This is a genomic window from Streptomyces sp. NPDC093065 (genome assembly GCF_044754585.1).
Classification (GTDB): Bacteria; Actinomycetota; Actinomycetes; order Streptomycetales; family Streptomycetaceae; genus Streptomyces.
On sequence record NZ_JBIVPJ010000020.1, the window covers coordinates 114,501 to 129,146 of the forward strand.

The 14,646-nt window shown below is 72.9% G+C and carries 15 protein-coding genes and 1 tRNA gene; 10 read left to right on the top strand and 6 right to left on the bottom strand.

The window, feature by feature from the left end; genetic code table 11:
• Window positions 1-24: 24 nt before the first annotated feature.
• Complete coding sequence (locus tag ACIQFU_RS29510) at window positions 25-399, bottom strand: YchJ family protein (protein ID WP_402555476.1); 375 nt, start codon at window positions 397-399, stop codon at window positions 25-27.
• 67 nt (window positions 400-466) lie between these two features.
• Window positions 467-554 (bottom strand) — tRNA-Leu (locus tag ACIQFU_RS29515).
• Window positions 555-703: 149 nt separating this feature from the next.
• Here ACIQFU_RS29515 and ACIQFU_RS29520 point away from each other — a divergent pair.
• From ACIQFU_RS29520 to chpC, 3 genes are all read left to right on the top strand, one after another.
• Window positions 704-2,029 carry a M20/M25/M40 family metallo-hydrolase gene (locus tag ACIQFU_RS29520; protein WP_402555478.1) on the top strand — a complete coding sequence of 442 codons (1,326 nt, stop codon included), beginning with the start codon at window positions 704-706 and terminating at the stop codon, window positions 2,027-2,029.
• Between the two features lie 131 nt (window positions 2,030-2,160).
• The gene (chpH, locus tag ACIQFU_RS29525; RefSeq protein ID WP_064727063.1) at window positions 2,161-2,394 is read left to right on the top strand and encodes a chaplin ChpH; all 234 of its coding nucleotides are present in this window, start codon (window positions 2,161-2,163) and stop codon (window positions 2,392-2,394) included.
• A 179-nt stretch (window positions 2,395-2,573) separates the two neighbouring features.
• Entirely contained in the window at window positions 2,574-3,323 is a 750-nt protein-coding gene (gene chpC, locus ACIQFU_RS29530) for an LAXTG-anchored chaplin ChpC (RefSeq protein ID WP_402555480.1), read from the top strand.
• Between the two features lie 96 nt (window positions 3,324-3,419).
• Here chpC and ACIQFU_RS29535 read toward each other — a convergent pair whose 3' ends face one another.
• Window positions 3,420-3,608, bottom strand: coding sequence for a DUF5703 family protein (locus ACIQFU_RS29535; protein ID WP_007388288.1), 189 nt, complete (start codon window positions 3,606-3,608; stop codon window positions 3,420-3,422).
• Between the two features lie 47 nt (window positions 3,609-3,655).
• On the opposite strand from ACIQFU_RS29535, the gene ACIQFU_RS29540 reads away from it, so the two are divergent.
• Window positions 3,656-4,450: a hypothetical protein gene (locus ACIQFU_RS29540; RefSeq protein WP_402555482.1), complete on the top strand. Its 795-nt coding sequence runs from the start codon at window positions 3,656-3,658 to the stop codon at window positions 4,448-4,450.
• 99 nt (window positions 4,451-4,549) lie between these two features.
• On the opposite strand, the gene ACIQFU_RS29545 is transcribed toward ACIQFU_RS29540, so the two are convergent.
• Together ACIQFU_RS29545 and ACIQFU_RS29550 are read right to left on the bottom strand one after the other, a co-directional pair.
• The gene (locus ACIQFU_RS29545; RefSeq protein ID WP_402555484.1) at window positions 4,550-6,754 is read right to left on the bottom strand and encodes a helix-hairpin-helix domain-containing protein; all 2,205 of its coding nucleotides are present in this window, start codon (window positions 6,752-6,754) and stop codon (window positions 4,550-4,552) included.
• Window positions 6,751-7,737, bottom strand: coding sequence for an aldo/keto reductase (locus ACIQFU_RS29550; RefSeq protein WP_402555485.1), 987 nt, complete (start codon window positions 7,735-7,737; stop codon window positions 6,751-6,753). Before ACIQFU_RS29550 ends, ACIQFU_RS29545 begins: the two co-directional genes overlap by 4 nt.
• A 113-nt stretch (window positions 7,738-7,850) precedes the next feature.
• Between ACIQFU_RS29550 and ACIQFU_RS29555 the strand changes: the two genes are divergently transcribed.
• On the top strand, window positions 7,851-8,906 hold the full coding sequence (locus ACIQFU_RS29555) for an LLM class F420-dependent oxidoreductase (protein WP_402555487.1): 1,056 nt from the start codon (window positions 7,851-7,853) through the stop codon (window positions 8,904-8,906).
• Window positions 8,907-9,143: 237 nt separating this feature from the next.
• Window positions 9,144-9,932 (top strand): ferritin-like domain-containing protein, encoded by a 789-nt coding sequence (locus tag ACIQFU_RS29560; protein WP_402555488.1) that lies wholly within the window; start codon window positions 9,144-9,146, stop codon window positions 9,930-9,932.
• Window positions 9,933-9,948: 16 nt separating this feature from the next.
• Here the strand turns inward: ACIQFU_RS29560 and corA are convergent, their stop codons facing one another.
• Window positions 9,949-10,944, bottom strand: a complete 996-nt coding sequence (corA, locus tag ACIQFU_RS29565) for a magnesium/cobalt transporter CorA (RefSeq protein ID WP_402555490.1) — start codon at window positions 10,942-10,944, stop codon at window positions 9,949-9,951.
• Between the two features lie 61 nt (window positions 10,945-11,005).
• Here corA and ACIQFU_RS29570 point away from each other — a divergent pair, with 61 nt between their 5' ends.
• The 4 genes from ACIQFU_RS29570 to mshC all read left to right on the top strand — a co-directional run bounded on the left by ACIQFU_RS29570 (window position 11,006) and on the right by mshC (window position 14,494).
• Window positions 11,006-11,692, top strand: coding sequence for a histidine phosphatase family protein (locus ACIQFU_RS29570; protein WP_142198629.1), 687 nt, complete (start codon window positions 11,006-11,008; stop codon window positions 11,690-11,692).
• 85 nt (window positions 11,693-11,777) lie between these two features.
• The gene (locus ACIQFU_RS29575) at window positions 11,778-12,368 is read left to right on the top strand and encodes a DUF3090 domain-containing protein (protein ID WP_402555493.1); all 591 of its coding nucleotides are present in this window, start codon (window positions 11,778-11,780) and stop codon (window positions 12,366-12,368) included.
• Entirely contained in the window at window positions 12,332-13,162 is an 831-nt protein-coding gene (locus ACIQFU_RS29580; RefSeq protein ID WP_402555495.1) for an SCO1664 family protein, read from the top strand. The genes ACIQFU_RS29575 and ACIQFU_RS29580 overlap by 37 nt, the downstream gene beginning before the upstream one ends.
• A gap of 102 nt (window positions 13,163-13,264) precedes the next feature.
• A complete protein-coding gene (gene mshC / locus ACIQFU_RS29585; protein ID WP_402555497.1) occupies window positions 13,265-14,494 on the top strand; it encodes a cysteine--1-D-myo-inosityl 2-amino-2-deoxy-alpha-D-glucopyranoside ligase in 1,230 nt (409 codons plus the stop codon).
• Window positions 14,495-14,646: the final 152 nt, after the last annotated feature.

Genomic DNA, 14,646 nt, shown 5'->3' on the forward strand with positions numbered 1-14,646 from the left:
GGGGCGTGCCGGGGGGGGGCGGCGTCAGTCGAGGAACTCGCCGTCGACGTACACCCACGCCCCGTCCACGCGCTCGAAGCGGCTGTGCTCGTGCAGCGAGCCGCCGCGGTAGGACGCCCGGAACGTCACGGTGCCGGTGGCGTGGAAGGGGGACCCGTCGCTCGTGCCCAGGATCTCCAGACCGGTCCATCGCATGCCCGGGTCGAGGTCGAGGCGTGCGGGCCGCGTCCGCGGGTGCCAGGTGCGCAGCAGGTAGCCGGCGTCGCCCTTCACGAAGGCGCTGTAGCGCGAGCGCATCAGGTCCTCGGCGCTGGGCACGGCGGCCGCCCCGGCGTGGAAACGCCCGCAGCACCGCTCGTAGGGCTCGGACCGCCCGCAGGGGCAGAGAGGGGTGGTCATGACGGCCACTGTAGAGGAAGAACAGGAGACGAAAAGCAGAAAACCCCTGCTCAGCAGGGGTCTCAGCTGGTGTCCGAGGGGGGACTTGAACCCCCACGCCCGATAAAGGGCACTAGCACCTCAAGCTAGCGCGTCTGCCATTCCGCCACCCGGACAAGGTGTCTGTCGTGCGGTTCGTTTCCCGCGGCGACGACGTAAACATTACCAGGCTTTCCGAGGTGGCCGATCACCCCCTCCTTGGGCCCGGACGGCCGGGGAGGGAGGATGAAGGGGACCCAGCAGCAGTGACAGCGGGAGGAACCACGTGAGCGACTCGGGCACGGCCAGGAGCGTCACCGGCGAGGACGAGGTCGTCGACCTCTGCCGCGAGCTGATCCGGATCGACACCAGCAACTACGGCGACCACTCGGGGCCGGGCGAGCGCGAGGCCGCGGAGTACGTCGCCGAGAAGCTCGCCGAGGTGGGACTCGAACCCAAGATCTTCGAGTCCCACCCCGGACGCGCCTCCACGGTGGCCCGGATCGAGGGAGAGGACCCGTCCCGGCCCGCGCTGCTCATCCACGGCCACACCGACGTCGTCCCGGCCAACGCGGACGACTGGACCCACCACCCCTTCTCCGGCGAGGTCGCCGACGGGTGCGTGTGGGGGCGCGGCGCCGTCGACATGAAGGACATGGACGCGATGACCCTCGCGGTCGTGCGCGACCGGCTGCGCAGCGGGCGCAAGCCCCCGCGGGACATCGTGCTGGCCTTCCTCGCCGACGAGGAGGCCGGCGGCACCTACGGCGCCCGGCACCTCGTCGACCACCACCCCGACCTCTTCGAGGGCGTCACCGAGGCGATCAGCGAGGTGGGCGGATTCTCCTTCACCGTGAACGAGCAGCGCCGCCTCTACCTGATCCAGACGGCCGAGAAGGGCATCCACTGGATGAAGCTGACGGTGGCCGGCACCGCGGGCCACGGGTCGATGATCCACCGCGACAACGCCATCACCGAGCTGTCCGAGGCCGTCGCGCGCCTGGGCCGGCACAAGTTCCCCGTCCGCGTCACCAAGACGACCCGGGCCTTCCTCGACGAACTGGGCGACGCGCTGGGCACCGAGCTGGACCCCGAGGACATGGAGGGGACGATCGCCAGGCTCGGCGGCATCGCCAAGCTCATCGGCGCGACCCTGAGCAACACCGCCAACCCGACCCAGCTGGGCGCCGGTTACAAGGTCAACGTCATCCCCGGCGAGGCCACGGCGCACATCGACGGGCGCTATCTGCCCGGGTACGAGGAGGAGTTCCTCGCCGACCTCGACCGCATCCTCGGACCGCACGTGCGGCGCGAGGACGTGCACGCCAACAAGGCCGTCGAGACCACCTTCGACGGAGGGCTGGTCGACGCGATGCAGACCGCTCTGGTGGCCGAGGACCCGGCCGCGAAGGCGATCCCCTACATGCTCTCCGGCGGCACGGACGCCAAGTCCTTCGACGACCTGGGCATCCGGGGCTTCGGCTTCGCGCCGCTCAAGCTGCCGCCGGAGCTGGACTTCGCGGGCATGTTCCACGGCGTCGACGAGCGGGTGCCGGTGGACGGACTCCGGTTCGGAGTGCGGGTGCTCGACCGCTTCATCGACGCGTCCTGAATCGCCCGTGTGTACGGGAGGCGACCGGGACGAGTGAATGCGCTCATAAGCTCGTAGCCTCATTACTCCCTCCTCGTTACAGGTGATGCGATCGCCAATTTTGGGATCGCGTTTGCCAACTAGGAGGAACAATGCTCAAGAAGGTCGTCGCCGCTGCGGCTGCCACCGGTGGTCTGGTTCTCGCGGGCGCGGGCATGGCCGTCGCCGACTCCGGTGCCCAGGGTGCCGCCGTGCACTCGCCCGGCGTCCTTTCCGGCAACGTCGTCCAGGTTCCCGTGCACGTGCCGGTGAACGTCTGCGGCAACACGATCTCCGTGATCGGCCTGCTGAACCCCGCCTTCGGCAACGCCTGCGTCAACAAGTGACGTTGTGCCTCGCCCCGTGAGGATCTGATGTCGCCGGCCCCGGAGTGCACGCCATGCGCTCCGGGGCCGACGGCCTTTTGGGGGACATTCGAGGCGAAGGGACGACGGCAACGCCGGAATTCCGGCACTCTCGGCATTCTCGGTACACACGGGACCAGGACAAGGCAGGGATTCAGGAAATGCGACAGGTCACCCGCAAGGGTCTGATGACGGTGGCCGCGGCCACCGGTGTGATCGCCGCCGCGGGCGGCAGTGCCCACGCGGACTCCGGTGCGCACGGCTCGAGTTCGGGTTCGCCCGGCGTACTGTCCGGCAACACGGTGCAGGCGCCGGTGCACGTACCGGTCAACGTCTGCGGCAACACGGTGGACGTGGTCGGCGTCCTCAACCCGGCGATGGGCAACGCGTGCGCCAACCGGGGCGGCGGTGCCGCCTCCGGCGGACACGGCGACTCGGGCGGATACGGCGACTCCGGGAGCCACCACGGCTCGCACGGCGGCTCCCACGCGGGTGGCCATGCGACGGACTCGCCGGGCGTGGGCTCCGGCAACCACATCGAGGTGCCGGTCGACGTGCCGGTGAACGTCTGCGGCAACAGCATCGACGTCGTCGGTGTCCTCAACCCGGCCACCGGCAACGACTGCGGCAACGGGGGCGGGGGCCACTCGACGCCCCCCGGCGACCACGAGACGCCTCCCGGTGGGCCGGACAACCCCGACACTCCGGACGAGCCGTCCGGTCCGGACGACGAGACGCCGGGCGACTCCACCGACGACAACCAGCCCGGAACCCAGACCGGCGACCGGCCCGGCGGCGCGGCGCTCGCCGAGACCGGCAGCGACCTGCCGCTGGGCCTCGCCCTGCCGGTGGGCGCCGGCGCGCTGCTCGCGGGCACGGTGCTCTACCGCAAGGCACGCGCCTCGGCGTGAGACGGGCACACCGGCACACGCAGCGGGCTCCGCATCGGCGGGGCCCGCTCCGCGTCCACCTCCGTCACTCGCGCCCGACCGGTCCCGGCCACCGGATCACCAGGTGGCGCGCACCTGGCGGATGATCCGCCGCCGCAACCGCACCTTGCGGCTGCCGTCACGCAGCAGGGTCAGGCGGTACAACTCCCAGTGTCCGTACTCGGCATGGTCCGTCAGCTGACGTGTCGCCTCCTTGCGGGTGACCCCGCGCGGTAGGTACACATCGACAAATTCGTATTCCGGCATCGAATCTATTGTGCGGGCTGGGGCCCGGTACGGATAGCGTCTGCACTATGTCTGATGCTGCGCAGCCCACCGCTGCCGAGGTACGCGCCGCCGCCGAGGCGGTCAAGACCGCGCTCGACCGCCACCTTGCCGCGGTCGAACGCCGGTCGGGGGAAGAAGACCCGGCCGTCTACGACGCGTTCAACGAGCTGGCCGCGGCCGCGGAGGCGTACGACGAACTGCTCTACGACCGGTACGACGAGGTCACCCCCTTCGAGATCCCCGGCGAGGACACGCTGCCGCCGTACACGGGCCCGGAGGAACCCAGCGCGCTGAGCGTCCTGATCCGCCGCGACTACGCCGTGGCCGAGCCGCAGCGGCTGATGGCCCAGGCCCGACGGGTCGAGGCGGCGGACGCGGAGGGGCCGGGCGGGGAGGCATCGGACACGGTGCACGGGGCGCTCGGCCTCCTGTTCGGCGAGTTCGAGCCGGACGAGATCGCCTCCCGGCACAAGGAGTTCGGGCTGGAGGAGGGCGACTCGACGCTCTGGGTGACCGCCGCGGACGAAAGTGCCGACCCCGGGGAGTGGCTGGAGGCCCCGTTCGAGGAGGTCGAGGCTGAGCGGGTGGTCTGCCGCTTCGACGTCAGCGCGGTCTTCGACGAGGAGTTCGACGACGATGACGACGAGGGCGGCGACGGCGACCTGCCGGAGCCGGACGAGGACCTCGACACCGACCTCGACGCGCTCGATACGGACGCGGACACGGACGACGACGCGGACACGAACGACGACGGCGAACCGGACGACGACGGGGAACCGGACGACGACGGGGAAGCGGCACGCCTGGAGGCGGACCGCTGAGTTCGGAGGCGCGGCACGGGGACGGGCACGCTCCGTGCCGTGGCCGCCCGACGGCCGGCGCCGGGCGGCAGGAGCGCCGGTGACCGCGGTCAGGCGTGGTCAGTCGGTGACCGGGACCTGCGGAGCGAGCAGGACCGGCAGCCGGGTCGTCCGGGGCCTGGCCGGGATCTCCGCCACGGCGCGCGGGAGCGCCTGCTCCACGCCGTGCACCACCGACAGGTGCCGGGCGGCCCGGCCGAACGCCGTGTAGATCCAGGGGCGGCTGAGGGCCTGCACGGCGTCACCGGGCAGTACCACGACCACCGCGGGCCAGCGCCCGCCCAGCGCCTGGTGTGCGGTCAGCGCCCAGCCGTGCCGCACCGACCCCTCCACCCGGTCCCTGGGCACGACCACGGTCCCGCCCGCGCACGCCAGACGCAGCCCGTCCTCGTCGGCCCCGACCACTCGGCCCGGCAGCACCCGGCCCGGCGCGGGGGTGTGGACGACGCGGTCGCCGGGGTCGAAGCCGCCGAAGCGGCCGGGGCCCGGGTTCAGCCGCTCCTTCAGTGCCGCGTTGAGCGCCCGCGTGCCCGCGGCACCGCCGTGGCCCGGCGTGATGACCTGGGTCTCCTCGGCCGGGACGCCGATAGCGCGCGGCACCGAGTCCGCCACGAGCTGGACGGTGCGGTGCACGGCCTCGCCCGCGTCCCGCACCGGCACGATCACGATCTCCTTGCCGGGCGCCTCCACCTGGCCCAGCTCACCGATGCCGACGCCGGAGACCAGTTCGCCGAGCGGACCGGGGTCCGGGCGCCGCGAGGCGACCTGGGGGCAGACCCGTGCCGCGAGGAGATCCGCGAAGACCCTTCCGGGACCCGCGGACCAGAGCACCGCGGGGTCCCCGCTCAGCACCAGCCGGGCCCCGTCCGGCAGCGACTCCGCGAGCAGGGCGCCCGCCTCCACGTCGAGCTGCGGCGCGTCGAGCACGACGAGCAGGTCGAGGTCCAGGGCTCCGTCGGCGTCCCGCCCCGGTCCCTCGGCGCCGGTCAGCAGCCCCGTCACGGTGACGGCGGCGGGGGCTGCCTGGGCGTCCCCCGCGGAGGACGGGTCGCCCAGCAGGGCCGCGAAGCGGTCGCGGCCGAGCGGACCGGGCGCGGCGGCCCAGGCGCGCAGGCCCAGACCCTGTGCCGCGTGCAGCAGGGCGGCGGGCTCGGCCAGGGACGCCTCACCGCCGGTGTGCAGGACCAGCCCGTGGCCCGCGACGGCACGGATCAGGTCGGCGGCGGAGCCCGGTGCGGAGGCGGCGCCCTGCTCCCAGTCCGCGGCGGAACCGTCCTGCTTGGGCGTCGAGCTGACCAGCCGGGCCAGACCGTCGGCGAGGCTCTCCTCGGCGAGCGCGTACCGCTCCAGACCGATCAGCACCCGGACGGGGCGCTCCTCGCCCTCCCCGTCCTCGGCACCCTGCCCGTCCGTGCCCTCCACGGCGCTCGCCGTACGCTCGGGGCGGGCGCCGGTCTCCTCCAGGGCGTCCTGGAAGGCGAGGGCCTCGCCCTCGGCGAGCGTGCTCTGCACGGCCGCGTCGGGATCGGGGACGCCCCGCTGGGCCAGCGTGGCGGTGAGCCGCGGCAGCTCGAGCGCCGTGTGCCCGGCCAGGGCCGCCTGCTCCAGGAGCCAGACGGTGACGGCACGGCCGCGCCGCTCGTCGTCCGGGCCGCACTGGGCGCCGAGCAGGGCGCGGGCGAACCCGTCGGCCTGCTCCGGCCGCACTCCGCCGACCCGGAGCAGCTGCCAGGGGTCCGCGCGCAGCGCGTCCTCGGCACCCTCGCCGAGGAGCTCGGCGGTCTGCGGCGCGAGCGACTCGGGGGCGCCGCCCTCGGCCAGCACGCGCCGCACCGACTGCACGGCCTCCGGCGCCGGCCCCACGGGTCCGGCGGCCGGCCCGGCGGGCGCCGGGCGGGGCGGTCGTACCGGCTCCGGGGCGGGCCGCCGCGCGGGCTCGGGGGTGCCGAAGACCGTGGCCGCCGGCTTCTCGCCGCTCTCCACGGCGCGTACGGCGGCGAGCAGATCGGCCGCCGTTCCGCTGAGCTTGCCCCCGGCCTCGACCGGTCCCTGCTTCTCCGCCTTCCGCCGCTCGATCCGCTCCCGCTCCACCCGCTGCGCGGCCAGCTCGGCCTCGACCTCGGACACCTGTGCGGACGGCTCGGTCCCGTCCCCCGGCCCGGCGGCGGTGTCCGGCTCGGGCACCTCGGCCGTGTCCGGGGCCTCGGGCCCGGGGTCCACGGCGTCCGTGGTGTCCTTCGCGGCGGGCTCGGGCTCCGTGCTCACAGCGTGCTCCAGTCGTGATCGGGATAGCGGTGCACGGGCGCCGACACGTCGTCGAGAGCCCGGCAGATCTCGTCAGGAAGACTAAGGGTCTCCACTGACAACGCCGCCGTGAGCTGCTGCGCGTTGCGCGGGCCGATGATCGGGGCGACCACTCCGGGCCGGTCGCGGACCCAGGCCAGCGCCACCTGGAGCGGGGTCACCGCGAGCCCGTCCGCGGCCGTCGCCACCGCGTCCACGATGTGCCCGGCCGTGTCGTCGAGGTAGGGCTCGACGAACGGGGCCAGGTGGTCCGAGGCGCCGCGCGAGTCCGGCGGCGTCGCGTCCTTGCGGTACTTGCCCGTGAGCACGCCGCGGCCCAGCGGGGACGAGGGCAGCAGCCCGATGCCCAGGTCAAGGGCGGCCGGCAGCACCTCACGCTCGACGCCCCGCTGGAGCAGCGAGTACTCCATCTGGGTGCTCGCCACCCTGTTGCGCACACCCGGCGCCGCCAGCTGCCAGGTCGCCGCCTTGGCCAGCTGCCAGCCGCAGAAGTTGGAGACCCCCGCGTAGCGCGCCCGGCCGCTGCTCACCGCCACGTCCAGGGCGTGCAGCGTCTCCTCCAGCGGGGTGTGCGGGTCGAAGGCGTGCAGGTGCCACACGTCGACGTGGTCCGTGCCCAGGCGGGCCAGGGAGCCGTCCAGCGCGGAGAGCAGGTGGGCGCGCGAACCGTCGAAGCGGCGGTCCGGATCCGGAACGCTGCCCGCCTTGGTGGAGATCACCAGGTCCCGGCGCGGCACCAGGCCCTCCATCAGGCGCCCGAGCAGGTACTCGGACTCCCCGTCGCCGTACACGTCAGCCGTGTCGACGAGCGTCCCGCCCGCTTCCCAGAAGGTCTTCAAGAGGTCCGCGGCGTCATGCTCGTCCGTGTCCCGGCCCCAGGTCAGGGTGCCGAGACCGATGCGGGACACGCGCAGGCCGGTGCGGCCGAGATGCCTCTGCTCCATGAACGCCGACATTACTGGCCACGCCTTGTGCTGTGGGGGCCTGTGGACAACCGAATTCCGCGCGCTAAGGTCGGGGCACCAGCCACGTTACTGATGGGTAAGGGGAATCGGCCATGCAGCTCGGGATCAACCTCGGCTACTGGGGTGCCGGAATGGACGCGGACAACCTGGCCGTCGCCCAGGAGGCCGACCGGCTCGGCTACGCCGTCTGCTGGGCCGCCGAGGCCTACGGCTCCGACGCCGCCACCGTGCTGACCTGGGTCGCCGCCCAGACCGAGCGCATCGACGTGGGCTCGGCCATCTTCCAGATCCCGGCCCGCCAGCCCGCCATGACCGCGATGACCGCCGCCACCCTGGACTCCCTCTCCAAAGGCCGTTTCCGCCTCGGCCTCGGCGTGTCGGGACCGCAGGTCTCCGAGGGCTGGTACGGCGTCAAGTTCGACAAGCCGCTCGCCCGCACCCGCGAGTACGTGGAGATCGTGCGCAAGGCGATGACCCGGGAGCGGCTGTCCTACGAGGGACGGCACTGGACGCTGCCGCTGCCCGACGGCCCCGGCAAGCCCATCAAGCTGACGGTGCACCCGCAGCGCGAGCACATCCCGCTGTACATCGCCGCGATCGGCCCGAAGAACCTGGAGCAGACCGGCGAGATCGCCGACGGCGCCCTGCTGATCTTCCCCTCCGCCGAGCACCTGGAGGAGACCGCGGTCAGGCACCTGCGCGCCGGACGCGAGAAGGCCGGCAGGACACTGGACGGCTTCGACATCGTCCCGACCCTGCCGCTCGCCCTCGGCGAGGACAAGGACGTCACCACCCTCGCCGACACCTTCCGGCCCTACACCGCGCTCTACGTCGGCGGCATGGGCAGCCGCAGGCAGAACTTCTACAACCAGCTCGCCGGACGCATGGGCTACGAGCAGGAAGCAGCCGACATCCAGGACAAGTACCTGTCCGGCGACAAGCAGGGCGCCGCCGAGGCCGTACCGCACGAGCTGATCGACCAGACGACACTGCTCGGCTCCGTCGACCGCATCGCGGACCGGATGAAGGCCTACGCCGCGGCCGGTGTCACCACCCTGACCCTCGCCCCCGCGGGCTTCACCCTGGACGAGCGGCTCGCCGCGCTGCGCGCCGGCACCGAGGCCCTGGAGCGCGCCGGACTGGCGTAGGTACCGCGGGAAAGTTCTGCGGCCGTGGTGGGGGCTCGGGGGTCTTCCCCGCCACGGCCGTCACGAGGAACAACGCGCCCGGACGCGCGGGGTTACGCCCCCCGCCGTCCCCGGCCGTCCTTCTTTCGGCGCAGTCGTCCGCCGCACCTGTTGCCGCGCTCCCGCACCCGCACTTGACTCGTGCATCGCGGAGTGTGCGGAACCGGCGGACCACGCAGCGGCAGAGAGGGAGCCCCGATGCTTTCGGCCAAGAGCCTTTTCCAGGAGATCCTCGACAACGACGAGTCGTTCCGTCTCTTCTGCTCCATCGCGGCCAGCGGCGAGTCCCAGGGCGGCTGGGAGAACGCGCGCATCGCGGCGCTGGTGCCGGAGAGCGAGCGTCACCTCGCCCCCAAGATCACCCGGCACGGCGCGGACGAGGACAAGCACGGCCGGATCTTCAACGCCCTGCTGAAGAAGCGCGGGCTCGACCCCGTCGAGGTACCGCCCGAGACCGACTACACGATGCTCCTGGAGCGGCACGGCATCGGCCTCGCCCACGAGAAGCTCAAGGCCGACCGGCCCCTCACCGTGCGCGACGTCATCACCTACCTCGCCCACAGCCGGGTCACCGAGCAGCGCGCCGCCGAACAGATGGCGATGCTCCTCAAGTACTTCGCCGACCACCCCGACCTCGGCCGGGCGGTCCGGATGATCTCCGCCGACGAGGACAACCACCTCGCCTACTCCCACGAGGAACTGCTGCGCTACGCCGCCGCCGGACACGGCCCGTACATCCGGCGCACCCTGCGCGAGTGCGCGCACTCCGAGATCCGCGTCCACCGCGACGTCAGCCTCGCGGTGATGGCCCGCATGGGCCGCATCCTGGGCTGGTCGCGGGCGAGGTCGGCGCTGCTCGCGGCGGGCATCCACGCGGTGTACGCCGCCGAGCGCGCGGCCGGCTGGCGGCGCATGGTGACACTCCGGACACCCGAACGGCGCGACGCGCTCGGCGGACCCGCCACCGCGGCCCCCGAGATCGCCTGACCGGCCCCGGCGTGCCCTACAGCCAGCCCCGGCGCTTGAACTGCCGGTACAGCAGCACCTCCAGGACGGCCATCAGCGCGATCACCGCGGGGTACCCCCACAGCCAGTGCAGCTCCGGCATGTGGTCGAAGTTCATGCCGTAGATCCCCGCGAGCATCGTGGGCACCGCCGCCATGGCCGCCCACGCGGAGATCTTCCGCATGTCGTCGTTCTGCCGGACGCTCGTCTGCGCCAGATGCGCCGACAGGATGTCCGAGACCAGCCGGTCCAGGCTCTCCACCGACTCGTTCACGCGCGTGAGGTGGTCGCTCACGTCCCGGAAGAAGGGCCGCGCCCTGTCGTTCACGAACGGCACCCCGCCGCCGTACGCCCCCGTACCGGCCAGCCGCGCCAGCGGAGGTCCGAGCGGACCGGTCGCCCGGCGGAACTCCAGCACCTGCCGCTTGAAGGTGTAGATCCGCGACGCCGTGTGCCGGGAACCGCCGCCGTCCGGCGAGAACACCTCCGCCTCCAGCTCCTCCAGGTCGGTCTGCAGCTCCACCGCCACGTCCAGGTAGTGGTCGACGGCGGCGTCCGCTATCGCGTACAGCACGGCGGTGGGCCCCTTGCCGAGCAGTTCCGGCTCGCGCTCCAGCCGCTTGCGCACGGCCTTCAGCGGGGAGCCCTCGCCGTGCCGGACGACGACTGCGAAGGCGTCGCCCAGGAAGATCATGAGTTCGCCGGTGGAGACGGCGTCGCTGTGCGGCTCGTACACCACCGGCTTGAGGACGGCGAAGAGCGAGTCGTCGTACACCTCCAGCTTGGGCCGCTGATGCGCCTTGAGTGCGTCCTCCACCGCCAGCGGATGCAGCCCGAACTCCTGGCTGACCAGCTCGAACTCCTCCTCCGTCGGCTCGTGCAGCCCGATCCACACGAAACCGCCCGCTCCCCGCGCCGCGCCGAGCGCGTCGGAGAGGTCCTCGGGCCCGTCCGTGCGGTGCCCGTCGCGGTAGATGGCACAGTCGACGATCACCGAACCCATTCTCCCCTCGCCCGGACGCCCCTGCGCCGCGCCGTACGCCTACCCTGGCCGCATGCCCACGCTGATCCTGGTTAGGCACGGACGTTCCACCGCCAACACGGAAGGGCTGCTCGCCGGCTGGACGCCCGGCGTCGCCCTCGACGAGCGCGGCGCCGCGCAGGCCGCCGCGTTGCCCGGGCGGCTCGCCGGCCTGCCGCTCTCCGAGATCGTCACCAGCCCCCTGCAGCGCTGCCAGGAGACCCTCCGGCCGCTGCTCGACGCCCGGCCCGGGCTGCGGGCCCACACCGACGAACGGATCGGGGAGTGCCACTACGGCGACTGGTCCGGCCGCAAGCTCGCCGAACTCAAGGACGAGCCCCTGATGGAGGTGGTGCAGGCCCACCCCTCAGCCGCGGCCTTCCCCGGCGGCGAGTCGATGCGCGCCATGCAGACCCGCGCCGCCGAGGCCGTGCGCGAGTGGAACGCGCGCGTGGAGCGCGACCACGGCGCCGACGCCGTCTACCTCATGTGCTCCCACGGCGACATCATCAAGTCCCTCGTCGCCGAGGCGCTCGGCCTCCACCTCGACCTCTTCCAGCGGATCTCCGTCGAGCCCTGCTCCGTCACCGCGATCCGCTACACCCGGCTGCGTCCGTTCCTGGTCCGCCTCGGCGACACCGGCGACTTCGCCTCCCTCGCCCCGCGCGAGGAACCGTCCGGTGACGAGGCCCCGGTCGGGGGTGGTGCGGGCGCACCGTGATCGTCCGCCGCAGTAGGGTGAACCGGTCGCGGCAGTGTCCCCGATTCCGATCTTCCGCTTTCCCCGACTCCCATGGAGACAGGACGTGTCCCGTCAGGTGTTCCTCTACGACCAACCGGAACGTTTCGTGGCCGGTACGGTCGGGCTGCCCGGGCGCCGTACGTTCTTCCTCCAGGCCATCGCCGGCTCCCGGGTGACCAGCGTGGCCCTGGAGAAGACCCAGGTCGCCGCCCTCGCCGAGCGCATGGACGAGCTTCTGGACGAAGTCGTACGGCGCAGCGGCGGCAGCACCGTCGTCCCCGCCACCGCACCCGCCGGGCCCGCCGACACCGCGCCGCTGGACACCCCCGTCGAAGAGGAGTTCCGCGTCGGCACCATGGCGCTGGCCTGGGACGGCGAGGACCAGCGCATGATCGTCGAGGCGCAGGCCCTCGTGGAGCTGGACGCCGAGTCCGAGGAGGACCTGGCCGAGGCCGAGGAGCGGCTCCTCCAGGACGAGGAGAACGGCCCGCCGATGCTCCGGGTCCGCCTCACCGGCGCGCAGGCCAGGGCCTTCGCCAAGCGCGCCCTCGACGTCGTCAACGCCGGGCGGCCGCCGTGCCCGCTGTGCAGCCTCCCGCTCGACCCGGAAGGACACGTATGTCCGCGCCAGAACGGATACCGCCGCGGAGCGTGACCACCGACGCGACGGCGGCCGAACTGCTCGCGCTGGGCGAGCTGACCGTGCGCGGACGCATCCGTGACGCGTCCAACGCGGCGCTGTACTGCACGGTGACGCACGAGGGACGCGAGGCGGCCTGCGTCTACAAGCCGGTTGCCGGTGAGCGGCCGCTGTGGGACTTCCCCGACGGCACCCTCGCCCAGCGCGAGGTCGCCGCCTACGAGGTCTCCGAGGCCACCGGCTGGGGCCTGGTCCCGCCCACCGTGCTGCGCGACGGCCCGTACGGCGAGGGCATGGTCCAGCTGTGGATCGAGACCCTGCCGGACACGGAACTGCTCGCCCTGGTCGACGAGGAGGAGCCGGGCCCCGGCTGGAAGGGCATCGCCCTCGCCGAGGTCGGGGAGGGCCGCACCGCCCTGCTCGTGCACGCGGACGACGAACGGCTGCGCCGGCTCGCCGTACTGGACGCAGTGATCAACAACGCCGACCGCAAGGGCGGCCACCTGCTGCCCGCGGCGGGGGAGCGGCTGTACGGCATCGACCACGGCGTCACCTTCAACGCCGAGGACAAGCTGCGCACCCTCCTGTGGGGCTGGGCGGGCGACCCGCTCACCGCGGAGGCCCTGGCGGTCCTGGACGTCCTCAAGGAGGCGCTGAAGGACGGCGGCACCCTGGCGACCCGGCTCGCCGCGCTCATCACCACCGCCGAACTCGACGCCACGCGCGCGCGGGTCGACGCCCTGCTGACCTCCGGCAGGCACCCCGAACCCGGCGGCGAGTGGCCGGCCATCCCCTGGCCGCCCGTGTAGGCGTCCGACGGCACGTCGGCCGGTCTCGCGCAAGAGCGCCTTACCGGCCATCCGGCCCGGTCCGGTTCGTGTACGGAACATCCGTCCGGTTAGGCTCATGACATGCATGCCTGGCCCGCTTCCGAGGTCCCCGCCCTGCCTGGTCAGGGCCGCGACCTGAGGATCCACGACACCGCGACCGGCGGCCCGGTCACCCTCGACCCCGGTCCCGTCGCCCGCATCTACGTCTGCGGCATCACCCCGTACGACGCCACCCACATGGGGCACGCGGCGACCTACAACGCGTTCGACCTCGTGCAGCGCGTGTGGCTCGACACCAAGCGGCAGGTCCACTACGTCCAGAACGTCACCGACGTGGACGACCCGCTCCTCGAGCGGGCCGTGCGCGACGGTGTCGACTGGACCGCCCTCGCCGAGCAGGAGACCGCCCTCTTCCGCGAGGACATGACGGCGCTGCGGATGCTCCCGCCCCGGCACTACATAGGCGCCGTCGAGGCCATACCCGGCATCGTCCCGCTCGTCGAGCGGCTGCGCGACGCCGGCGCGGCCTACGAACTCGAGGGCGACATCTACTTCTCCGTCGAGGCGGACCCCCACTTCGGCGGCGTCTCCCACCTCGACGCCGCCACCATGCGGCTGCTCTCCGCCGAACGCGGCGGCGACCCCGACCGGCCCGGCAAGAAGAACCCGCTCGACCCGATGCTGTGGATGGCGGCGCGTGAGGGCGAGCCCAGCTGGGACGGCGCCACCCTCGGCCGCGGGCGCCCCGGCTGGCACATCGAGTGCGTGGCCATCGCCCTCGACCACCTCGGCATGGGTTTCGACGTCCAGGGCGGCGGCTCCGACCTCGCCTTCCCGCACCACGAGATGGGCGCCTCGCACGCCCAGGCCCTCACCGGCGAGTTCCCCATGGCCAAGGCCTACGTGCACGCCGGCATGGTCGGTCTCGACGGCGAGAAGATGTCCAAGTCCAAGGGCAACCTGGTCTTCGTCTCCCAGCTCCGCCGCGAGGGCGTCGACCCGGCCGCCATCCGGCTCACGCTGCTCGCCCACCACTACCGCTCCGACTGGGAGTGGACCGACAAGGTGCTGGAAGACGCCCTCGCCCGCCTCGACCGCTGGCGCGCCGCCGTCTCCCGCCCCGACGGCCCGCCCGCCGAGGCCCTGGTCGAGGAGATCCGCGACGCCCTCGCCGACGACCTCGACTCCCCGACCGCCCTCGACGCGGTCGACCGCTGGGCCGCCCGCCAGCAGGAAACCGGCGGCACGGACATCGGCGCCCCGGGCGTGGTCTCCCGCGCGGTGGACGCGTTGCTGGGCGTAGCGCTGTAAGGCCCCAACTGCGGGCAGTCGCCACGCCGCCCGCCCCAGCTGCGGGCAGTCGTGCCGCTGGGGCGGCACGGGTGGGCGCAGGCGGCAACCGGCCCAGTGCCGGCCCACGCCCTCCCGCAGTAACCCGCACCAAAATGACCGAGGGGCGCTCC